The following is a 21108-nucleotide window of genomic DNA, read 5'->3' on the forward strand; positions in this document are numbered from 1 at the left end:
TCAACGGTTGGAGTAAGCGACGCTCAGGTAGACGATGTTCTGTGCGACGTCCTGGTTCAGGTCGGTGCTCTCGCGCTTGTAGCGCTCTGCGTGCAACCGCACCGCCCAGCGACGTACCCACTGGTATTCCAGGCTGGCACCGACCCGCGTCGTCTTGTCCTCGCGCCCGAGCTGGGTGTAGTCCAGGCGTTCCCAGGTGGCGTAAGTGCCCAGCGAGAGCCCGCGCCGCATCAGCCAGTGCAGGTCGAACCGTGAGCCGCGCGTCTTCTGGTCGAACTCGTCCGAATCGACGTAGTCGCGCTTCTGCACGAACGGCGTCAGCGACAGGTTCAAGCGCGTGCCGGTGTAGCTGTAGCCGAGGTCCAGGCTGCGGACCTCGTAGGGGGATGCGTTCACCACCGCGTCGCCGGTCAGGACGTTGACCGGCACGGTGGATTCGGACTGGATGCCGGCCAGTGCATCGGTTGCGGTGTCGGAGAACTGGCTCGACACCACGGCGGTCAGCTGGCTGTGCGGCGACAGCGTCCATTCGGCGTCGGCGCGCAGCAGCGGTTCGGAGCGCGATTCGCCCTGGCGGTAATCGATGCGCGAATAGCCCAGGTCCGCGCCCAACCGGAAATTCGCCAGTTCGCGGACGTAACGGCCGTAGAGGTCGTAGCGGTTGTAGTCGCGAGCGACGACGTCGTCATCGAAATCCACGCGCTGCGCCTGCAGGTTCAGCGAGATGCGGCTGGTGGGCGTCAGCTCCCGGATCGTGCGCAAAGCGGCCGCGAGGCGCTGCGAATTGAACTCCTCGGTCACTTCGGCGTCGCTGTTCACGTAACGCAGTTCCGCCTGGCCGTGCAATTGCGGCGACCAGTTGAAGAGCATCGTCGGACCGGCCGAGAAGACGTTGACCTGCTGGCGGTTGCCGGGTCCGTCGGGCACCAGCGAATCCACCGGTTGCACGGTGAGGTTGTCTTCGACCACGACGAAGAGCCGGTCGGGAATGGCGACCCAATTCATCCTTCCCGACAACGTGCCATCGACCGTATCGGCGAAGATGTCGTCTTCGTAGTCCCTGTATTCGGCGCGCCCGTCCAGGCTGAGCTGGAGGGCGGAGACGCTTTCAGTGATGCTGAAGCCGATGCCGCTCCGCAGGTAACGCTGCTCGATCGGATTGGACGGCGCCATCGTCACGTTGCTGTTGCGCTCCATGCCCAGGTCGATGGTGTAGTCGACGCGCGCGGCGGAGGCATGGCCGGAGAACGCGGCCAGCACGGACGCTGCTAGCGCGGAAATGCGGAGGCGGGAAGGTCGCATGCCGAGGCTCCTTGGCGTTCTCAGGGGATTTCGTTGAACACCACGCCGGCCACCTTGTCGGCGGGGAAACTGCCGATGGCCTTTTCCAGCTTGTCCGGAGTGACCTTGCCGTAACCTGCCACCAGCACCACCAGATCCGCCAGTTCGGACAGGATGCGTGCATCCGGCGAACCCAGCACCGACGGACTGTCCAGCACCAGGTAACGATCGGGATAGCGGCTGCGCAGCGAGTCCACCATGGCCCGCATGCGGAACGAACTGAACGCCTCGCCGGTCATCTCGCGCTGCCGGCCGCTGGGAATCAGGCGCAGGCGCGGCACGCCGGTGCGGTAGAGGATCCTGCCCAGGTCGGCGTCGGAATCCTCGAGGTAGTCGATCAGGCCGCCATGGCCTGCATCGACGTGCAGCGCGGTGTGCTGGGTGGGGTGCAGCGCGTCGCAATCGATCAGCAGCGAGCTCTTGGTGTCGTCGAACGCGAAGGCGGCCGCCAGATTGCGGGCGACGAAACTGCCGCCGCAGCCGTGCGAAACCGGCGCCACCAGGGTGACGAAATTGCGCTCGCCGCCCAGCGTCAGCAGGCGCGTGCGCAGTTCGCGGAACGCATCGGCCTGTTCGCGGACCGAGTCGTTGCGGTGGATGACGCGACGATCTTCGAGCTCGCGCGGCGTCAGCGCCTTGGGCTCGTCCATGAGGGCCAGCGAGCGGGAGGGTTCGGCGCGGTGAGGCACGCCGTGCAGTCGATCGTTGTCCGGGGTCACGGGCTTTTCCATGGTGGCGTGTGGGTTCATGGCGAGGGCCTCAGGCGGCAGCGAGCTGCTTGAGGCCGAACGCCAGCCCGTACGCGAGGATGACGAGCGCCAGGAAGCCGACGCTCATCGCGTTGCGGCTGAACTCCTGCCGGCGATCACGCGGCGAGTGGTAGGTCGGCACGACGGTCAACAGGGGACGGTCGGTCATGCGCTGGAGTTGCTGCGCCGAGCGGATGCGCGGGTCGAACCGCGCGCGCAGGAACAGCAGGCCCAGCGGGATGCCCACCGCCATCAGCAGCCCGCCGATGGCGAAGTGCATGAAGCGCAAGCCAGTCGGGCGCAGCGGCATGGTGGCCGGGTCCTGCACGCGCAGGGTCAGGCCGCGTTCTTCGCGGTCGAGCTGCATCGAGACGCGGGCGTTCTCGCGGCGGCGCAGCAGGTCCTGATAGATGTCGCGGTTGACCTCGTAGTCACGGGTCAGCTCGGCCAGCGCACTCTCCGAATCGGCGATGCGCCGGCTGCGGTTGAGCTCGTCGCCCAGCATCGATTCCGCGATCGCCATGCGCGACGCCGTGGCGGCCACTTCGCGACGGGTTTGCGCCTGCTGGCTGCGCAGCTCCTGGTAAAGCGGGTTCATCTGCGCTTCGTCGAACGGGCTGGTGCCCTGCGGCGCGGACGCGCGGCGATTCTGTTCGTTGGCCATGGCCTGCTGAAGGTCGGCCATCTGATGGCGCACGCGGACCACGTCGGGATGCTGCTCGGTGTAGTTGAGCAGCAGCCGGTCCAACTGGCCCTGCAGCTCTAGCAACTGGCCGCGATACAGGCTTTCGCGCGTCTGCACGGCGGTCACCGCGGATTCGCCCGAGAGCTGCGACGCGATCGCACCCTCGCGCGAGCGCTGTTCCAGCAGCGACATGCGGGTCTGCTCGACCGTGGTGCGCAACGCGCTGATGCGGGTGTTGGCGTCGGTGGCGCTGCCGGGCTGCGCATCGGTGTTGGCCGAGCGGTAGGACCGCAGGCGCTCTTCCGCCTCCAGCAGCTTGGCGTGGTAGTCCTGCACCTGCTTGTCGATGAACTCGTAGGCCTCGCGGCTCTCGCGTTCCTTCGCCGCCAGGCTTTCCTTGATGAACATCTCGCCGAGGTGCTCGGTGACATCGTAGGTGCGCTTGGCGTCGCTGTCGCGATAGGTGATCTGGATCAGGTTCGGACGCGGGCTGGTGATCGCGATGCGCCCCTTGATCTGCTCCATCAGGCGGTCCTGCTCGATGGCGCTGGGCTTGTCTTCCAGCCAGCCACCGGTCTTCATCGCGTCTTCCAGCACCTTGCGGCTATAGATCACCTGGCGGGCGATGCCCGCGCGGTCGACGACTTCGGTGGCCACGGCGCGGCCTTCCAGCAGCGGCTGGATGATGTCGCTCTCCTGCGCCAGGATCGTGGTGGACGCGGTGTAGTTCTTGGGCAGCACCAGCAGGCCCACGACCAGCGTCAGCAGCGCGACGGCGGCGAAGATGCCGACCAGCGCCACACGATGGCGGCGCGCCTCGCGGATCAGGATGGGCGCCAGGTCGTTGGGAGAAAGCGCAGTGGACGGCGCAGCCGGCGCGGAATAGCCGCGCCGTGCGGGAAGGTTGCTCTGGCTCATCAGAAGGTACGCTCGGGGACCGTGATGACGTCGCCGGGCGACACGGTGTAGTTGGTGCTCAGGTCGCCCCGGTTGAGGATGCGGTCCAGACGCACGGCGTAGGTGCGGGTTTCCTCAGGGGTCTTGCGATGCAGGTCGGAACGATCGGCAGCGGCGAACTCGGTGATGCCGCCAGCGGCCAGCACGGCGTCCAGTACGGTCATGCCGGGACGGTAGGGCAGCGAGACGGGCTGGCGGACGGCGCCGGTGACGCGAACGCGCGAGAGGTATTCATGGCTGCGGAGGTCGGTGAGGATCACCGCCACCTGCGGATCGCGCACGTAGGTGGCCAGGCGCTCCTGGATGTCCTTCGCCACTTCGGCCGGCGTGCGGCCGCCGGCTGCGACGTCGCCCACCAGCGGCACGGAGATCATGCCGTCCGGACGCACGGGCACCGTGATGCCCAGTTCGGGGTTGCGCCACACCGAGACCTGCACGATGTCGTCGACCCCGATGTGGTAGGCATCCGTGGCCAACGTGCTGGTGGCGGGCGGAGCGCTCTCGCTGCCGGATGACGTCGCGCAGGACGTCAGGAACACGGCCAGGAGGAGGGCGCTGAGGCCGGTGAAGACGCGTTTCATCGAGGATCCCCTGTATCTGCTGATGCCCACTACAACGGGGGCAACGCGGGAATCCGGCCAATGCGGGGCGCACGACGCCCGGCGGTGCGGGCCTCAGACCTGGTAGAACGCGCGGTACCACTCGGCAAAGCGGCGCACGCCCGTTTCGATGGGCGTGGAGGGCGAGTAGCCGGTGTCGCGGCTCAGCGCCTCCACGTCGGCGTAGGTGTCGGGGACGTCGCCCGGCTGCAGCGGCAGCAGCCGCTTCTCCGCCGTGCGGCCCAGGCACTCCTCCAGGACCTCGATGTAGCGCAACAGCTCCACCGGCTGGTGGTTGCCGATGTTGTAGACGCGATACGGGGCGAGCGAACTGGCCGGCGTCGGCGACAGCGGGTCGTAGTCCGGATCGGCGCCGGGGACGCGGTCCAGGGTGCGGATCACGCCCTCGACGATGTCGTCGATGTAGGTGAAGTCGCGCGTGTGGCGGCCGTGGTTGAACACGTCGATGGGCTCGCCGGCCAGGATCTTCCGGGTGAACAGGAAAAGCGCCATGTCCGGCCGGCCCCAGGGACCGTAGACGGTGAAGAAGCGCAGGCCCGTGGTCGGAAGGTTGAACAGGTGGCTGTAGGTGTGCGCCATCAGCTCGTTCGCCTTCTTGCTGGCGGCGTACAGGCTGACCGGGTGGTCGACACTGTCCTCCACCGCGAACGGCAGCTTGCGGTTGGCGCCGTAGACCGAGCTGGACGAGGCGTAGACGAGGTGCTCGATACCGCGATGGCGGCAGGCCTCGAGAATGTTCAGGAAGCCGGTGATGTTGCTGTCGACGTACGCCTGCGGGTTCTCCAGCGAGTAGCGCACGCCTGCCTGCGCCGCGAGGTTCACCACGCGCTGCGGCTTGAAGTCGTCGAACGCGGCGTCCAGCGCGGCGCGGTCTTCCAGCGAGCCGCGCACGAAGCTGAAGCCGTCCTTCGGCGTCAGGCGGGCCAACCGCGCTTCCTTCAGCGAGGGGTCGTAATACGCGTTGAGGTTGTCGTAGCCCAGCACTTCGTCGCCACGGGCGAGCAGGCGCTCGCTGAGGTGGGAGCCGATGAAGCCGGCGGCGCCGGTGACCAATACGCGCATCAGGTACTCCTGGGGGAGGAAGGGATTACAGGCAGTCGTCGACCGCGTGGCGGGGCAGGGCGCGCTTCACGTCGAAGACCACCGCGCCGGGCTTGCCGAACCCGCGGATGCCCTCGGCGCCATGCGCGCTGAACTGCTTGTGCGCGACGGCGAGGATCACCGCATCGTACTGGCCGGCCTGGGGCTCCGCCACCAGATCGAGCCCGTATTCGTGCTTGGCTTCGTCTGCGTTCACCCAGGGGTCGTGCACGTCCACTTGCGCGTTGTAGCTGCGCAACTCGGCCACGATGTCGACCACGCGCGTATTGCGCACGTCCGGGCAGTTCTCCTTGAATGCCAGGCCCAGCACCAGCACCTTCGCACCGGCGGTGGGCAGGTTGCGGCGCGCCATCAGCTTGGCCACGCGGCGCGCCACGTGGCTGCCCATGCCGTCGTTGATGCGCCGGCCGGCCAGGATCACGTCGGGGTGGTAGCCGATCTGCTGCGCCTTGTGGGTCAGGTAGTACGGGTCCACGCCGATGCAGTGTCCACCGACCAGGCCGGGGCGGAACGGCAGGAAGTTCCACTTGGTCCCCGCGGCTTCCAGCACTTCGTGGGTGTCGATGCCGAGGCGGTGGAAGATGAGCGCCAATTCGTTGATGAGCGCGATGTTGACGTCGCGTTGCGTGTTCTCGATGACCTTCGCCGCTTCCGCCACGCGGATGCTGCTGGCCTTGTGGGTGCCGGCCGTGATGATGCTGCCGTACAGCGCATCCACGAAGTCCGCGACTTCCGGCGTGGAGCCGGACGTGACCTTCATGATGGTTTCCAGGCGGTGCTGCTTGTCGCCCGGGTTGATGCGTTCCGGGCTGTAGCCCGCATAGAAATCCTGGTTGAAGGCCAGGCCGGATTCGCGCTCGATGATCGGCACGCACGCTTCTTCGGTGGCGCCGGGGTAGACCGTCGATTCGAAGATCGCCACGCCACCCTTGGCGATCGCCCGGCCTACGCTCCGGCTCGCCGACTCCAGCGGCCGCAAGTCCGGGCGCTTGTAGTCGTCGATCGGCGTGGGCACGGTGACGATGAAAACATTGCACGAAGCCAAGGCTGCCGGATCGTCGCTGAACTCAAGCTGCGGCGTGTCGCGCAGCTCGTCGGCGGAGACTTCCAGCGTATGGTCGTGGTGTTCGCGCAGTTCGCCGACGCGCTTGCCGTTGATGTCGAATCCCAGCGTGGGGTACTTGCGGCCGAAGGCCACGGCCAACGGCAGGCCGACATACCCCAGTCCGATCACGGCGATCCTGGCCTGGTCCAGGGTGGGCAGTGGAGCGTTCATCGATGTGGAAATCCCCTGTAGGTGTCGCGTGTAGAAGAGTCTATACGGTGGCGCGGTGCGGACGTTCCCCGGGTCCGTGCCCCTTGTCGTGCCGATCAACGTCCAAACCGTCGAACGCAGGACAACCCTGCGGTCGTTGGCCTGATTGGGGCGTCGCTTGCGTATCCCTTGTGATCGTCCACGGGAATGGACGGCGACACGACCGGGGGAGTCGAGATGCGGATCCTGTTGTGCGGTGGCGCGGGCTACATCGGCGCGCATGCCTACGTGGTGCTCGTCGAGCGCGGCCACGAGGTGGTGGTGGCCGACAACTTCAGCAACAGCTCGCCTGGCGTGCTGGCACGCCTGCAGCAGATCACCGGCGGACCGGTTCCTTTCCAGCCCCTGGATCTGCGCGACCGCGAAGCCGTGAGCGGATTCTTCGCCCGGCAGCCCTTCGACGCCGTGGTCCACTTCGCCGCGCTGAAATCGGTGGGCGAATCCTGCGAGCGGCCGCTGGACTATTTCCACAACAACATCGGCGGCACCCTCAACCTGCTGCACGGCATGCAGCAGGCCGGGGTGAAGCGTCTGGTGTTCAGCTCCTCCGCGACCGTCTACGGCGACCCCGCCAGCGTGCCGGTGCGAGAGGATGCCCACCTGCAGGTCACCAATCCCTACGGCCGTACCAAGCTGGTCATGGAAGAGCTCATCGGCGACCTCTGCCAGAGCGATCCGGATTTCCATGCCGTCAACCTGCGCTACTTCAATCCCGTGGGGGCTCACGCATCGGGGCTGATCGGCGAGGACCCGGGCGGCATACCCAACAACCTGATGCCCTTCATTTGCCAAGTGGCCGTCGGGCGCCGCGAGCGACTGAGCGTCTTCGGCGGCGACTGGCCTACGCTGGACGGCACCGGCGTGCGCGATTACATCCACGTCATGGACCTTGCCCGTGCGCACGCAGACGCGCTGGATTTCGTCGCGCGTGAGCGACGCAACCTCACGGTGAACCTGGGCACCGGCCAGGGCATCAGCGTGCTGCAACTGGTGAAGGCGTTCGCCGACGCGGCGGCGCGCGAGATCCCGTACCAGGTGGTGGCGCGACGCCCCGGCGACGTCGCCGAGGTCTACGCCGATCCTTCGCTCGCACAGCGCACGCTCGGTTGGCGCGCGGAACTCGGGGTGGAGGCCATGTGCCGGGATGCATGGCGTTGGCAGTCGTTGAATCCGCAGGGATATCCCGCCGCCTGAGTGCGACGATGTGATCGGGTTGGCATAACGGAGCCTGCGACCGTACGGCGCGGGCTGGTGCCATCGGCGCGATTGGTCGAAAATCCGGCCAACCCGGCACCCTTGGATCCCCTTGCCCATCGATGCTGCGCGCGACATGGCGGAACAGAACCGCTCACGCTACGGCTTGCGCATGTACCGGATGCGCGCGCTGGGGCTGGGGCTGGGAGGCATCTGCGTCGCAGCGGTGCTATGGGAGCACGGGGCTTCGCCCTGGCTGTGGGGGTTGCTGGTCGCCAACGCGGTGCTGTGGCCCCACGTGGCCTACCTGCGGGTCAAGGCCCAGGTCGAAGAACCGCTGCAGGCCGAGTTCCAGAACCTGACGTTCGACGCGGCGATGGGCGGTTTCTGGATCGCCGCGATGCACTTCGGTGCCTTGCCCAGCGTCCTGCTGGCGGTGATGCTGACGATGGACAAGATCATCATCGGTGGCGGCCGCTTCGCGCAGCGCACGCTTGCTGCGATGGTGCTGACCTGCCTGGCGGCGAGTGCGGCATGGGGGTTCGCGTTCGATCCTTTCACGAGCTACCCCGTCGTGCTCGCCTGCCTGCCGTTCCTGGCGATCTACCCGATGGCGATCAGCATCGCGACGCATTCGCTGTCGCGCAAGGCCCGTCAGCAGAAGGTGCTGTTGGAGAAGATGGCGCGCTTCGATGCCGCCACCGGACTGATGAACCGCCAGCAGTGGCTGCATGCGGCGACGTCCGAACTCCAGCGTTACCAGCGGCTCACGCGTCCTGCCGTGCTGGTCCTGATCGACATCGATCGCTTCAAGGACATCAACGACGGCTACGGCCACACCGTCGGCGACGAGGTGGTGGAGGAATTCGCGCGGCTGCTGAAGGCGTGCCTGCGCGATAGCGACACCGGCGGACGCTACGGCGGCGACGAGTTCGGCATCGTCATGCCGAACACGCGTTGGGAGGAAGCGATCGTGGCCGCGGAGCGGTTGCGTCGGCAGGTGGCGGCGTATTCCTTTTCGGCCCGCGGATTGCGCTGTACGGTCAGTATCGGTCTGTCCGAGCCTCATCCTGGCATCGCGTCGGTATCCGACTGGATCAACAGTGCGGATGGCGCGCTTTACCGCGCAAAGGCCCAAGGCCGCGACTGTATCGTCGTCGGTTGCTGACCCAGCGGTCAGGCGAGCAGCGCGTCCACCACCGCCTGCGGCTGCTTCATCCACGCGAAGTGGTCGGCGCGCGTGCCGAGGGCGGCGTGATGCAGCACCTCGATGCGCGAGGGGGCATCGGGCATCTTCGCCATCAGTGCGCGCAGCGAGCTTTCAGGCGCCAGCCAATCGTCGTCGAACAGCACGCCGTCGATGGGGATGCGCACCTGGCGCATGCCGGCTTCCAGATCCGCCGGCCAGCCCGCCGCGCGGTAATGTCCGCTGAGGCCGACCCGCGCCCAGTCGCGGATCAGGCCGCGCGCCTCGTCGCCGCCGAAGCCGAGCCGGCGGCCGGGCAGGGCGCCGCATGCGTGGGCCAGCCACGGGGCGAATTGATAGAACAGGGGCAGGGTGTAGCCGCGCAAGCCGGGGAAGGTGCGCCAGTACGGCGTGCCGCTGCCGACCAGCCACAACCGCTCGAATGCCGTCGGCTCTGCGCCGAGGTGGCAGGCCGCGAGCTGTCCGCCCAGGCTATGGCCGCCGGTCACGTGCGGCAAGCCGGGCAAGCGGCGTTGCACCTCGGCGTGGCTCAGCGGCAGATCGGTGCCGAGTAGCTCGCGGTAGCCCCAGTCCTGGCGGCGACCGGCCCGCAGCGTGCTGCTGCCGTTGCCGCGCCACTCGTGCACGAAGACCGCCATGCCGCGCGCCGCCAGCATGTCCGCGAACGGAAGGTAGTGGCGTGCGGCCACGCCAAGGGCGGGAATCCACAGCAGCGCGGACGTTGCCGCCGCGGGAATGCGCGCCAGCAGCGTGTAGCCATGGCCATCCTGCGAACGCAGCGGGATCTCCAGCGGCGCGATGTCGATGTCGAAGGTGTTCATGCGTCGGGCGCGGCTCCGAAGTGGTCGAGCACGAGGATGTCGCTGCGGCCGGGACGATAGCCGCCGCGCAGTGCCGCATGCACGTAGTCCGAGGCTGCCAGGCATGCTTGCTTCATTGGCATGCCCAGCGCGCAACGCGCGGCAATGGCGGAAGCCAGCGTGCAGCCGGTGCCGTGCGCCTCCACGGCCAACCGGGGATGCGATGTTTCCGTCATGCCCGACCCGTCGACGTACAGGTCCACCACGTCGCCGTCGCCGGGCAGGTGGCCACCCTTGAGGAAGACGGCACGCGCGCCCAGGGCGAGAAGATCGTTCGCGGCGGACCGCATGGCGGATGCGTCCGGGATAGGACGACCGAGCAGCAATTCCGCTTCAGGCAGGTTGGGCGTCAGCACGTGCGCCAGTGGCAGCAACTGCGTGCGCAGCGCGTGCAGCGCGCTGTCTTCGAGCAGCTTGGCGCCGCTGGTCGCGACCATCACCGGATCGACCACGATCGTCGCGGGGCGATGATCGCGCAAGGCGCCGGCGACCACGCCGATCACCTCGGCGGTGGCGAGCATGCCCAGCTTCACCGCACGGATGTCGAAGTCGTCGAAGCAGGCGTCCAGTTGCGCGCGCAGGAAATCCATCGGCGGCACGTTCACCGCCGTCACGCCGCGCGTGTGTTGGGCAGTGAGCGCGGCGATCGCGGACACGCCGTGCAAGCGATGCGCGGCGAAGGTCTTCAGGTCGGCCTGGATGCCCGCGCCGCCGCCGGAATCGGAGCCGGCGATGGTGAGGGCGGAAACCACGGAAGGAGGCGTCATGCGGGGATTGTGCCACCGCGTCGCCCTGGTTGGCCTAGGCGTCGGCGACCGATCCTCGTTGTCGCCACTGCCGGTAGACCACGTAGCCCGTGCCGGTCAGGCCAGTCAGCAGGGCGGGCGCCAGCAAGGCGTCGTAACCGAACTGCCGGTACAGCAGCGCGCCAAGCACGCCGCCACCAAGGAAGCCGCTGATGATCAACCCGCTGAGCGTCAGTCGCCGCACCTGCAGTGGCATGCCGCGCAGCAGGTGGCCGAGGCCGATGCCCAGGTCGGTGAACATGCCACTGAGATGCGTGGTGCGTACCGCCGCACCGCTGTACGTGGTGACCATCGCGTTCTGCAGGCCACACGCGGTGGCGGCCAGCAATGCGCCCCAGATCTGCTCCTGCTTGAACAACGGGATCGCAGCAAGAAGCAGCGAGGCTTCCAGCGCGAGCGCCGCGCCGTAGCGACGCCCGAGCCTGAGCGTCTGATCCTGGATGATCAGCCCGCTGAGCATGGCGCCCAGGCAGAAGGCGATCAGCATGCCCCACAGGTGCATCACCGCGCGCAGATTGCCCTGCGCCAGCGCCGCACCCAAAAGACTGGTGGTGCCGGTCAGGTGGCTGACCGCCTGGTGTTCGAAACCGAGGTAGCCGATGACATTGACCATCCCCGCCACGCAGGCCAGCGCAACCGCGCCGATCCATACCCAGCGGGGAAGGTGAAGGCCCATGCCGCCGCAGACCGGCTACAGCACTTCCGACGCGTAGTCCGCCAGGCGGGAGCGCTCGCCACGCCGCAGCGTGATGTGTGCGCTGTGCGCCCAGTTCTTGAAGCGGTCCACCGCGTAGGTCAGGCCCGATGTCGTCTCCGTCAGGTAGGGCGTGTCGATCTGCTCGACGTTGCCCAGGCAGACGATCTTGGTGCCCGGGCCGGCGCGGGTGATCAGTGTCTTCATCTGCTTCGGCGTGAGGTTCTGCGCTTCGTCGAGGATCAGGTAGCGGCTCAGGAACGTGCGGCCACGCATGAAGTTCATCGAGCGGATCTTGATGCGCGATGCCAGCAGGTCGTTGGTCGCCGCACGGCCCCATGCGCCGCCTTCCTGGTTGTGCGTCAGCACCTCCAGGTTGTCGGTCAGCGCGCCCATCCATGGCGTCATCTTTTCCTCTTCCGTGCCGGGCAGGAAGCCGATGTCCTCGCCCACGCTGACGGTGGCGCGGGTCATGATGATCTCGCGGTAGCGTTGCTGGTCCATCGTCTGTGCCAAACCGGCCGCCAACGCCAGCAGCGTCTTGCCGGTGCCAGCGGTGCCGAGCAGGGTGACGAAGTCGACCTCCGGGTCCATCAGCGCGTTGAGCGCGAAGTTCTGTTCGCGGTTGCGCGCGTTGATGCCCCACACCGCGTGCTGGCTGTGACGGAAATCGTCGACGATCTGCAGCGTGGCCTTGTCGCCGTCCACGCGCGCGACGCGGAATTCGGATTCGTCGTCGCCAGGCAGGTAGAGGAACTGGTTGGGATACCAGCCCGCATCCTTCTCCATCGTCACTTCGTAGTACGTGCGTCCCTTGTCGGTCCACGAACGCAGGTCCTTGCCGTAGCGCTGCCAGAAATCCTCGGGCAGCGGATCCGCGCCGGTATACAGCAGGCTGAAATCGTCCAGTGCGCGGTCGTTCTCGTAGTCCTCCGACACGATGCCGGCGATCGCCGCCTTGATCCGCAGGTTGATGTCCTTGGAGACGAACACCACCGGGATCTCGGGCTCCTGCTCCTTCAGCGCGAGGATCGCGCCGAGGATGGCGTTGTCCGGGATGACCGCACCGAAGCTCTTGCCGGCTTCGAAATGGCTGGTCTGGAACCGCAGCAGGCCGGCGCTCTTCGAGCCGCGCAGCTGCAGGCTGTTCGGCTGCACCAGCGGGATGCCGGCGGCCACATTGTCGAGGCCGGAGGCCTCGACGAGTTCGTTGAGGAAGCGGCTGACCTGCCGCGCGTTGCGGCTCGCTTCAGACGTGCCTTTCTTGCCGTTGTCCAACTCCTCGATCACCTGCATCGGCAGGTAGACGTCGTGCTCCTCGAACTTGAACAGCGCGGTGGGGTCGTGCATCAGCACGTTGGTGTCCAACACATAGATACGCTTGCTACGGGTCATTCAGGCAACCTCATGGAGGAAGATGTGTGAACACAAGACGCAACAACGGGTGCCGCGGAAACGCGCACAGCAGCGCGCCACCATGACCCGCCGCGGCGCGGGATGGTGGTCGGAGTGGAAGAGGATTTGGTCACTGGGCTTGGTGGGCCTTCAGGGCTTCCAGCACGGCCTCGGCGTGGCCGGGTACCTTCACGCCGCGCCATTCCTGCGCGATGCGGCCGTCGGGCGAGATGAGGAAGGTGCTGCGCACCACGCCCAGCACCTTGCGGCCATACATGTTCTTCTCGTGGATGACGTCGAAGGCCTGGCAAAGCTTCTCGTCGGCGTCGCTGACCAAGGCGAACTTGAAGCCTTGCTTGGCACAGAAGTTGTCGTGCGATTTCACCGAGTCGCGCGAGACGCCCAGTACGGTGGCGTTGAGCTTCTTGAACTTCGGCAACAGCGCGTTGAAGTCCAGGCCCTCGGTAGTGCAGCCGGGCGTGCTGTCCTTCGGGTAGAAGTACAGCACCAGCCATTGGTCGGCATAGTCGGCGAGGGTAGCGGTCTCGCCGCCGGACAGCGCCAGCGGCAGTTTCAGTGTCGACTTGGGCAGAGCGTTCGCGCCTTTGGCCGTCATCGTCAGAACTTCATCGGATCCATGATCGCGTCCAGGTTCAGATGGTCGCAGAATTCAAGGAAATCGTCGCGCAACGCGGCGATGTGCATGTTGGCGGGAACACCGATCGTCACCTGCGCCGAGAACATCTCCGCGCCGGTCTGCATCGCGCGGTAGCGCGTGCTCTGCAGATTCTCGATCGTGATGCCCTGGCGGTCGAAGAAGTCGGCCAGCTGGAACAGGATGCCGGGCTTGTCCGCGGCGACCACTTCCACGATGTAGGGCAGCAGGTTGGACTGCACCACCTTCGGGCCGGTGCGGTAGAAGACCAGCTTCAGGCCCTCATCGCGCTCCAGGCGAGACAGCATGGCCTCCAGCTTGGCGACCGCATCCCAGGAGCCGGTGGCCAGTGCCGTCACCGAGACATCGCGGCCCACCGTCGACAGCCGTGCGTCCACCAGATTGCAGCCGCTGTCCGCGATCCGGCGCGTCACCGACAGAAGCGGCGACTCCGGATGCGTCGTGTAGGCGGTGATCAGGAGGTGGTTTTCGGTCGGCGAAGGCCGGGGCGTGGAATCGGTCAAAGGAGCTTCCGGCATTGCGGTCTGGCTGAATGGCAGCCGGGCCAGTGCCCGGCGACGCTGGCAGCATACTTGCCCGCCCTTTGAGCCCGCAAGTAACATGCGGCGGACATTGCGGGCGTGCCGGGATAACCGCGCTTACTTGCGCCGCCGGGCGCCCGGATCCTCCCACCGAGAACCTCCCTTGCACCTTTCCGGCAGCATCACCGCACTGGCCACGCCCTTCCTGGCGTCGGGCGAACTCGACCTGCAAGCCTGGCGCGCGCTGCTCAAACAGCAGTTGGACGGTGGCACGCAGGGCGTGGTGGTGGCCGGTTCGACGGGCGAAGCCGCGGCGCTCTCCGATGAGGAATACGACACGCTGCTGCGCATCGCCGTGGAAACGGTGGGTGGCGCGCTGCCGGTGCTGGCCGGTACCGGCCAGATGAACACCGCCAAGACCATTGCCGCCACCCGTCGCGCCGCCGAGGGTGGCGCGCACGTGGCCCTGGTCGTGACGCCGCCCTACGTGCGACCGACGCAGGCGGGCCTGGTGGCGCACTACCGTGCCGTCGCCGACCAGGGCGGACTGCCCGTCGTGCTCTACAACGTGCCGGGCCGCACCGGCTGCGACCTGCTGCCGGAAACCGTGGCGCAGCTGGTCGACCATCCGAACATCATCGGCATCAAGGAAGCACGGGCCGAACCCGAGCGCATGGCCGCGTTGCTGGCATTGCGCAGCGAAAGCTTCGCGATCCTCAGTGGCGACGATCCCACGGCGGGTCGCGCGATGCTGGCCGGCGCCGATGGGTTGATCTCGGTCGGCTCCAATGCGTTGCCGCGCACTTTCCGTCGCCTGTGCGATCTGGCGCGCGGCGGGCATGCCGATGCGGTCGCCACGCTGGATGAGCAGTTGCAAGAGCATTACGCCTTCTTCGGCGTCGAGTCCAACCCCATTCCCGTCAAGGCGCTGTTGCAGCGCCAGGGCATCGGCCACGGCCTGCGCCTGCCGCTGCTGTCGTTGTCCGATACCCATGCCCCCACTGCCGACCGACTGGCCACGCTGGCCCAGTCGCTGGAAGCACAATCCAGCCGCGAAACGATCGCGGCCTGAACCCAGGAGAATTTCATGCGTCTTTCGTCTTCCCTCGTGCGTCCGCTTGCCCTGGTGCTGCTGGCCGTCTCCGTCGCCGGCTGCTCGTGGTTCAAGAAGGATGCGAAGGGCGACTACGCGCTCGCGCCGGAAGCCCGTCCGCTGGAAGTGCCGCCGGATCTCAACGTGCCCAACACCAGCGGCGCGATGCAGGTGCCGAACGTCGGTCCGGCCGCTTCCGCCGGTGCCACGTCTAATGCGGCGGGTGGCTTCACCGTCGCGGGCAGCCGTGACGATGCGTTCACCCGCGTCGGCGAGGCGCTGGCCGGTGTCGAGGGCGCGACGATCGCCAGCCGCGCGCAGTTGCTCGGCACGTACGACGTGAGCTACGAAGGCGCCAGCTTCCTGGTGCGCGTGAGCGCGGTGGACGCCGGTGCCTATGTGTCCGCGGTGGACCCGCGTGGTCTGCCGGCCACCAACCCGGCGGCGGTCAAACTGCTGGCGGCGCTGAAGGCCAAGCTCGGCGGCTGATCCCGCCGGCAGCATTGCTGGAAAGAAAAAGGGCGCCATCGGCGCCCTTTTTCATTGCATCGGGGATGTTCAGCGCTCCAGCAGCGGAAGCTTGTCCGGCTTGCCTTCCCATTCCTTCGCGTCGGGCAGCGGGTCCTGGCGCGTGGTGATCACCGGCCACGCCCTGGACAGTTCCGCATTGAGCGCGACATACCCTTCCTGGCCGGCGGGCACGTCGTCTTCCGGATAGATCGCGTTGATCGGGCATTCCGGTTCGCACAGGGTGCAGTCGATGCATTCATCCGGGTCGATCACCAGGAAGTTCGGGCCTTCGTGGAAGCAGTCCACCGGGCAGACTTCCACGCAGTCGGTGTACTTGCACTTGATGCAGTTTTCGGTGACGACGAAGGGCATGAAGACACGGGCTCGAACGGAAACCGCGCAAGTTTAATGCACACGGCCAACTGGGGTGAGGGGAATTGCCGCCCCGCATCCTCGACTGCCTTCACTGCGACGCGATGACGCGGCTCCGATGATGGCCCCGGCGCGCACCAGGATCCGCGACGCCGGCGCAGCGGGCGGGCAGGCTCGATGGATGGGCGCGCTGGTGTCGCCCAGCAGCTATAATTCCATTAATGGAACAAGTAATTAGATTTAGCCTTATTTATTCCATAAATGCATTCATTCATGCTGCGCGCCACATCCACCACTGAAGGAGTTCCCGCCATGATCACCCTGCGTCCTGCCCACGAGCGGGGCCACGCCAACCACGGCTGGCTGGACTCCTGGCACAGCTTCTCCTTCGCGAACTACTTCGACGACAAGCACGTCCATTGGGGTCCGCTGCGCGTGATCAACGAAGACCGCGTGGCCGCCGGCCGCGGGTTCGGCGAACACGGCCATCGCGACATGGAGATCATCAGCTACGTGCTGGAAGGCGCGCTGGGCCACAAGGATTCGATGGGCAACAGTTCCAGCATCGTGCCCGGCGACGTGCAGCGCATGAGCGCCGGCACCGGCGTGCAGCACTCGGAGTTCAATTACAGCGAAACCGGCACCACGCATTTCCTGCAGATCTGGATCATCCCTGATCGCCAGGGTGTAAAGCCTTCGTACGAAGAGAAGTCGTTCCCCGCCACCGACAAGCAGGGCCGCCTGCGGTTGGCCATCAGCCCGGACGGTGCCGACGGCTCGGTGAGCATCCACCAGGACGCGCGCATGTACGTGGGCTTGTTCGACGGCAGCGAAAAAGGCGAACTGCGCCTCGCACAGGGCCGTCTGGGTTACGTGCACATCGCGCGCGGCGAAGCGACCGTGAATGGCCAGGCGTTGAAGGCCGGCGACGCGCTGCTGTATCGGGACGAGCCGCTGGTCAGCATCGAGCGGGGCATCGGCGCCGAGGTGCTGGTATTCGATTTGCCGACGATGCAGTAAGCGCGATGGCGTGACGAAGCGAAGGGTGCGCATGTCGCACCCTTCTTCGTATCCGCCTGCTTCAGCCGAGCAGCCGGTCCGCGGCGAGGAAGCCCGCCGTCATCGCGACCACCAGCAGTGCCCCCTGGAGGCGCGGTGGCGCGGGCACCGGAATGTCGAGCCAGCGGCAGGCAAAGCCGATGGCGAGGGCGAGGGCGATGCCAATCAGTGCCGTGATCATGGCGCGTCGCTCCGCGCGCCCTGGCCGGTCGGCCCGCCGCAATCGCGTCGATGCCGCGCTTCACGCCTGACCATGGCACCGTCGGCGAGCATGTAGCCGCTGGTCATCGCCACGACCAGCAACGCACCGACCAGCACCGGAGGCGCGGGCACCGGCACGCCGAAGACGCGACACCCGAAGCCGATGCCGAAGCCGAGCAGGAGCCCGGCGATGAATTTCCAATTCATGCCAAACCTCCGTGGGTCGAAAGTGCTGCCGGCAACATGGCGCCCGGCGCACCGCCAATGAAATGACGTACCTGCGGCCGTTGCGCGGGATCGACGAGCGTCTCGAGCAGGGCCTCCTGGAGGACGCGCTCGTCTTCGGTCACGCGTTCGTGCTGGCGCAGGTGTTCGCGCCATGAGGCATCGACGAAGTACTCCAGGTACACGCCGGATTGCGTGCTGTCCTCCGCCACGCCCCACTGGAGCGCGCCGTTCCGGCGCCGCGCATGGCCGAGTGGTTGAAGGCGTTGCAGGAAGTCGTGGCGCCGCGCCGGATCGACGCGGTATTCGATTGTCACCAGCACCGGTCCGCGATCGTCGTGCAGGTCCGGGCTGACCACCGGCTGCGGCCAGTGGCCGGATGGTGTCGCGTTGACGTGCGCGGCTTCGCCCAACCGGAAGCGTGCACCCACGAGGGCCGCCACCGCGGTGCCGAGGGCGGCGGCCAGCAACGCACGCGGCGTGTCGAAGGTCTGCGCCAACCAACCCCACCCCAAGCTGCCCGCCGCCATGCCGCCGGAAAACACCACGATGTACAGCGACAGTGCGCGTGCGCGCACCCACGCCGGCACCGCGGTCTGCGCGGCGATCTGCAACGAAGACAACACCGCGATCCAGGCGAAGCCGGCCAGCAGCGCGATGGCATACAGCAGGGGCACCCAGCGCAGCAACGCGATGGCGAGGATGCACGCGGCATACGTCAGCGTCGCGTACAGCACCATCCGGTCCGGATCCATGCGCGTGCGCAGGCCGGGCAGCAGCATCGCGCCGCCGATGGCGCCCACGCCGATGCAACCCAGCAGCAGGCCGTACGTGCCCGCGCTCGCGTGCAGGTCCTGCTTCACCACGATCGGCAGCAGCGCGGTCAGCGCGCTGGCGAAGGTGAAGAACCAGCCCGCCTTGACCAGCACGGCCTTCAGCACGCTGTCGCGCGAGGCGTAGCGCAGCCCCGCGCGCAGGGCGATACCGAAGGTTTCCGGCGGCAATACCGAGGCGGTCGGCGCGCGGCGCCAGCGCCACAGCACGATGGCCACGCCGAGGAAGGTCACCGCGTTGACGGCGAACGCCCAGGCGATGCCGGCCTGCGCGACGATCAGGCCGCCCAGTGCCGGTCCGATGGCGCGCGCGATGTTCATGCTCAGCGATCCCAGCGCCACCGCGGGCCCCAGCATCGGCCTGGGCACGAGTTCCGGCGTGGTGGCTTGCTGCGCCGGCATCGCCATCGCCGCGCCGATCCCGAGCGCGAAGGTAAGCGCGACCAGCATCCACGGCCCCAAGCGGTCGAGGTGGGCGAGTACGGCGAGCGTGCTGGCCACGAGCAGCATCCACAGCTGCGCGAGGATCAGGTAGCGCCGCCGGTCCACGATGTCGGCCAGCGTGCCGGCCACGATGGCCAGCACCACGACCGGCAACGTGGTGGCCGATTGCACGGCAGCGACCATCAGCGGGGAATTGGTGGTCTCGGCCATGATCCACGCGGCGGCGACATCGTGGACCCAGGTGCCGATGTTGCCGACCAGGATCGCGAGCCAGAGCGCGCGGAACGTGGGCTGTCCCAGTGGTGACCAGGGGCCATGCGTGTCAGACGCGGACATGGTCAGAACGCGAAGCACGCGCAGCCCAGCGTGCCCCAGAATGCCTGCAGGTCGCGCGTGGGGACGACGCGGTGCGCCGCGTGTGCGTGTCCCTGCTCGTGCGCGTGCACGCGGCAGGCCGGGCCGTGCGCATGCGCCAGCGCGGCGCTGGCTTGCGCGAGCGTGCCGCCCTGGTAACCGCCGAAGCGATTGACCGGCGACCAGTCCGGCGTCGGTGCGGGCAGCGCGGGCGCATGCGGCGCGAACGGCCCGGTGCCGTGCACGATGCGTCCGTCCACCACGGTCAATACGCTGGTGATGTCGGGAATGTCGTCCTCGGCAACACTGAAGAAGTCGGCCGACAGCAGCGCGCAGTCGGCGAACTGGCCGACGGCCAATCGTCCTTTGCGGGCCTGCTCGGTGGAGAACCACGCGCTGCCGTGCGTCCACAGCTGTAGTGCTTCCTCGCGCTCCAGCCGGTTGTCGTCGCCGTACATCTGCAGGCCGCCGAGCGTGCGCCCGCTGACCAGCCAGTACAGCGCCACCCACGGGTTGTAACTGGCCACGCGGGTGGCATCGGTACCGGCGCCGACCGGCACGCCGGCCTGCAGCATGCGCCGCACCGGGGGCGTATGCCGCAGCGCCTCCTTGCCGTACCGCTGCGCGAAGAACTCGCCCTGGTACGCCATGCGATGTTGGATGGCGATACCGCCGCCGAGCGCGCGAACGCGGTCGATGTTGCGCGGCGAAATGGTTTCCGCATGGTCGACGATCCAGTGCAGTCCATCGAACGGCACTTCCCGGTTCACCTGCTCGTAGACGTCAAGCACGCGGGTGATGCTCTCGTCATAGGTGGCATGGATGCGGAACGGCCATCGCTGCTCGGCGAGGAAGCGCACCACGCCGGACAGCTCGCCCTCGAGCGTGGCGGGGAGGTCCGGGCGCGGTTCGCGGAAATCCTCGAAGTCCGCCGCCGAGAACACCAGCATCTCGCCGGCACCGTTGTGGCGCAGCAGGTCGTCGCCCTGGCCAGGCCTGAGCATCGCGGACCAGCGCTGGAAATCGGCCAGCTCCTCGCCCTTCTTCTGGGTGAACAGGTTGTAGGCGATGCGCACGGTCAGCTGCCCGTCGGCGTGCAGCTGCTCGATGATCCGGTAATCCTCCGGATAGTTCTGGAAGCCGCCGCCCGCATCGATCACCGAGGTGATACCCAGGCGGTTGAGCTCGCGCATGAAATGCCGGGTGGAATTGCGCTGGTATTCCGCCGGCAGTTTCGGCCCCATCGCCAGCGTGGCGTACAGGATCAAGGCATTGGGTTTGGCCAGCAGCAGGCCGGTCGGGTTGCCGGCCTTGTCGCGCTGGATCTCGCCGCCCGGCGGGTTCGGTGTGTCCTTCGTATAGCCCACTGCGCATAGCGCGGCGCGGTTGAGCAACGCGCGGTCGTACAGGTGGAGGATGAAGACCGGCGTGTCCGGCGCGGCCGCGTTGAGTTCGTCCAGCGTCGGCAGGCGTTTCTCGGCGAACTGCGATTCGCTGAAGCCGCCTACCACGCGCACCCACTGCGGCGCCGGCGTGATCGCCACCTGCGCCTTGAGCATCGCCATCGCGTCGGCCAGCGAGCGCACGCCGTCCCAGCGCAGTTCGAGGTTGTAGTTCAACCCGCCACGGATCAGGTGGGTATGACTGTCGTTGAGGCCTGGTACCAGGCGGCGCCCGCCGGCATCGATGACGCGCGTGCCTTCGTTGGCATGCGCCATCACCTGGGCGTCGTCGCCGACCACCAGTACGCGGCCATCGGCGAAGGCGATCGCGCTGGCCGAGGGCAGGGCCGTGTCGAGCGTGGTGATGCGCGCATTGCGCAGGATCAGGTCGGCCATGCGGGAATCTCCGGGGCGGGCATCGCGAGGCAGTGCCGCAAGCGTGGCGGCAGCCGCC

22 protein-coding genes are annotated in these 21108 nt (G+C 67.3%); 5 read left to right on the top strand and 17 right to left on the bottom strand.

Annotated elements, in window-relative coordinates; translation table 11 throughout:
• The 6 genes from ACSION_RS07690 to ACSION_RS07715 all read right to left on the bottom strand — a co-directional run bounded on the left by ACSION_RS07690 (position 1) and on the right by ACSION_RS07715 (position 6729).
• Positions 1-1302, bottom strand: coding sequence for an outer membrane beta-barrel protein (locus ACSION_RS07690; protein ID WP_435305533.1), 1302 nt, complete (start codon positions 1300-1302; stop codon positions 1-3).
• 20 nt (positions 1303-1322) lie between these two features.
• Positions 1323-2090 carry a polysaccharide biosynthesis protein gene (locus tag ACSION_RS07695; protein WP_435305534.1) on the bottom strand — a complete coding sequence of 256 codons (768 nt, stop codon included), beginning with the start codon at positions 2088-2090 and terminating at the stop codon, positions 1323-1325.
• Positions 2091-2100: 10 nt separating this feature from the next.
• The gene (locus ACSION_RS07700; protein WP_435305535.1) at positions 2101-3693 is read right to left on the bottom strand and encodes an XrtA system polysaccharide chain length determinant; all 1593 of its coding nucleotides are present in this window, start codon (positions 3691-3693) and stop codon (positions 2101-2103) included.
• Positions 3693-4313: an XrtA/PEP-CTERM system exopolysaccharide export protein gene (locus ACSION_RS07705; RefSeq protein ID WP_093490551.1), complete on the bottom strand. Its 621-nt coding sequence runs from the start codon at positions 4311-4313 to the stop codon at positions 3693-3695. The genes ACSION_RS07700 and ACSION_RS07705 overlap by 1 nt, the downstream gene beginning before the upstream one ends.
• 93 nt (positions 4314-4406) lie before the next feature.
• Positions 4407-5414: an NAD-dependent epimerase gene (locus ACSION_RS07710; RefSeq protein ID WP_435305536.1), complete on the bottom strand. Its 1008-nt coding sequence runs from the start codon at positions 5412-5414 to the stop codon at positions 4407-4409.
• Positions 5415-5439: 25 nt separating this feature from the next.
• Complete coding sequence (locus ACSION_RS07715; protein WP_435305537.1) at positions 5440-6729, bottom strand: nucleotide sugar dehydrogenase; 1290 nt, start codon at positions 6727-6729, stop codon at positions 5440-5442.
• Positions 6730-6945: 216 nt separating this feature from the next.
• Here ACSION_RS07715 and galE point away from each other — a divergent pair, with 216 nt between their 5' ends.
• Together galE and ACSION_RS07725 are read left to right on the top strand one after the other, a co-directional pair.
• Positions 6946-7962: a UDP-glucose 4-epimerase GalE gene (gene galE, locus ACSION_RS07720; RefSeq protein ID WP_435305538.1), complete on the top strand. Its 1017-nt coding sequence runs from the start codon at positions 6946-6948 to the stop codon at positions 7960-7962.
• Positions 7963-8074: 112 nt separating this feature from the next.
• Positions 8075-9130 carry a diguanylate cyclase gene (locus ACSION_RS07725; RefSeq protein ID WP_435305539.1) on the top strand — a complete coding sequence of 352 codons (1056 nt, stop codon included), beginning with the start codon at positions 8075-8077 and terminating at the stop codon, positions 9128-9130.
• Positions 9131-9138: 8 nt separating this feature from the next.
• On the opposite strand, the gene ACSION_RS07730 is transcribed toward ACSION_RS07725, so the two are convergent.
• The 6 genes from ACSION_RS07730 to ACSION_RS07755 form a co-directional block, all read right to left on the bottom strand.
• Complete coding sequence (locus tag ACSION_RS07730) at positions 9139-9990, bottom strand: alpha/beta hydrolase family protein (protein WP_435305540.1); 852 nt, start codon at positions 9988-9990, stop codon at positions 9139-9141.
• Positions 9987-10796 (bottom strand): bifunctional hydroxymethylpyrimidine kinase/phosphomethylpyrimidine kinase, encoded by an 810-nt coding sequence (thiD, locus tag ACSION_RS07735; RefSeq protein ID WP_435305541.1) that lies wholly within the window; start codon positions 10794-10796, stop codon positions 9987-9989. Before thiD ends, ACSION_RS07730 begins: the two co-directional genes overlap by 4 nt.
• A 34-nt stretch (positions 10797-10830) precedes the next feature.
• Positions 10831-11511: a YoaK family protein gene (locus ACSION_RS07740; RefSeq protein ID WP_435305542.1), complete on the bottom strand. Its 681-nt coding sequence runs from the start codon at positions 11509-11511 to the stop codon at positions 10831-10833.
• Between the two features lie 15 nt (positions 11512-11526).
• Complete coding sequence (locus ACSION_RS07745) at positions 11527-12924, bottom strand: PhoH family protein (protein WP_435305543.1); 1398 nt, start codon at positions 12922-12924, stop codon at positions 11527-11529.
• 130 nt (positions 12925-13054) lie between these two features.
• Positions 13055-13540 carry a peroxiredoxin gene (locus ACSION_RS07750; RefSeq protein ID WP_435305544.1) on the bottom strand — a complete coding sequence of 162 codons (486 nt, stop codon included), beginning with the start codon at positions 13538-13540 and terminating at the stop codon, positions 13055-13057.
• Positions 13541-13542: 2 nt separating this feature from the next.
• Positions 13543-14118, bottom strand: coding sequence for a glycine cleavage system protein R (locus ACSION_RS07755; RefSeq protein WP_093490560.1), 576 nt, complete (start codon positions 14116-14118; stop codon positions 13543-13545).
• 166 nt (positions 14119-14284) lie between these two features.
• Between ACSION_RS07755 and dapA the strand changes: the two genes are divergently transcribed.
• Both dapA and ACSION_RS07765 read left to right on the top strand, forming a co-directional pair.
• Entirely contained in the window at positions 14285-15193 is a 909-nt protein-coding gene (gene dapA / locus ACSION_RS07760; protein WP_435305545.1) for a 4-hydroxy-tetrahydrodipicolinate synthase, read from the top strand.
• 15 nt (positions 15194-15208) lie between these two features.
• On the top strand, positions 15209-15703 hold the full coding sequence (locus ACSION_RS07765; RefSeq protein ID WP_435305546.1) for a hypothetical protein: 495 nt from the start codon (positions 15209-15211) through the stop codon (positions 15701-15703).
• Between the two features lie 69 nt (positions 15704-15772).
• Here ACSION_RS07765 and fdxA read toward each other — a convergent pair whose 3' ends face one another.
• Complete coding sequence (gene fdxA / locus ACSION_RS07770) at positions 15773-16096, bottom strand: ferredoxin FdxA (RefSeq protein ID WP_435305547.1); 324 nt, start codon at positions 16094-16096, stop codon at positions 15773-15775.
• Positions 16097-16408: 312 nt separating this feature from the next.
• Here fdxA and ACSION_RS07775 point away from each other — a divergent pair, with 312 nt between their 5' ends.
• Positions 16409-17116, top strand: a complete 708-nt coding sequence (locus tag ACSION_RS07775; protein ID WP_093490563.1) for a pirin family protein — start codon at positions 16409-16411, stop codon at positions 17114-17116.
• 61 nt (positions 17117-17177) lie between these two features.
• On the opposite strand, the gene ACSION_RS07780 is transcribed toward ACSION_RS07775, so the two are convergent.
• From ACSION_RS07780 to ACSION_RS07795, 4 genes are read right to left on the bottom strand one after another with little or no spacing between them, the layout of a single operon-like run.
• On the bottom strand, positions 17178-17336 hold the full coding sequence (locus tag ACSION_RS07780; protein WP_435305548.1) for a DUF1427 family protein: 159 nt from the start codon (positions 17334-17336) through the stop codon (positions 17178-17180).
• Complete coding sequence (locus tag ACSION_RS07785; RefSeq protein WP_435305549.1) at positions 17333-17563, bottom strand: XapX domain-containing protein; 231 nt, start codon at positions 17561-17563, stop codon at positions 17333-17335. The genes ACSION_RS07780 and ACSION_RS07785 overlap by 4 nt, the downstream gene beginning before the upstream one ends.
• Complete coding sequence (locus tag ACSION_RS07790; RefSeq protein WP_435306679.1) at positions 17560-19200, bottom strand: MFS transporter; 1641 nt, start codon at positions 19198-19200, stop codon at positions 17560-17562. The genes ACSION_RS07785 and ACSION_RS07790 overlap by 4 nt, the downstream gene beginning before the upstream one ends.
• A complete protein-coding gene (locus ACSION_RS07795; protein ID WP_435306680.1) occupies positions 19197-21050 on the bottom strand; it encodes an amidohydrolase in 1854 nt (617 codons plus the stop codon). The genes ACSION_RS07790 and ACSION_RS07795 overlap by 4 nt, the downstream gene beginning before the upstream one ends.
• Positions 21051-21108: the final 58 nt, after the last annotated feature.

Source organism: Pseudoxanthomonas sp. LjRoot125, from assembly GCF_964252705.1.
Taxonomy (GTDB): domain Bacteria; phylum Pseudomonadota; class Gammaproteobacteria; order Xanthomonadales; family Xanthomonadaceae; genus Pseudoxanthomonas_A.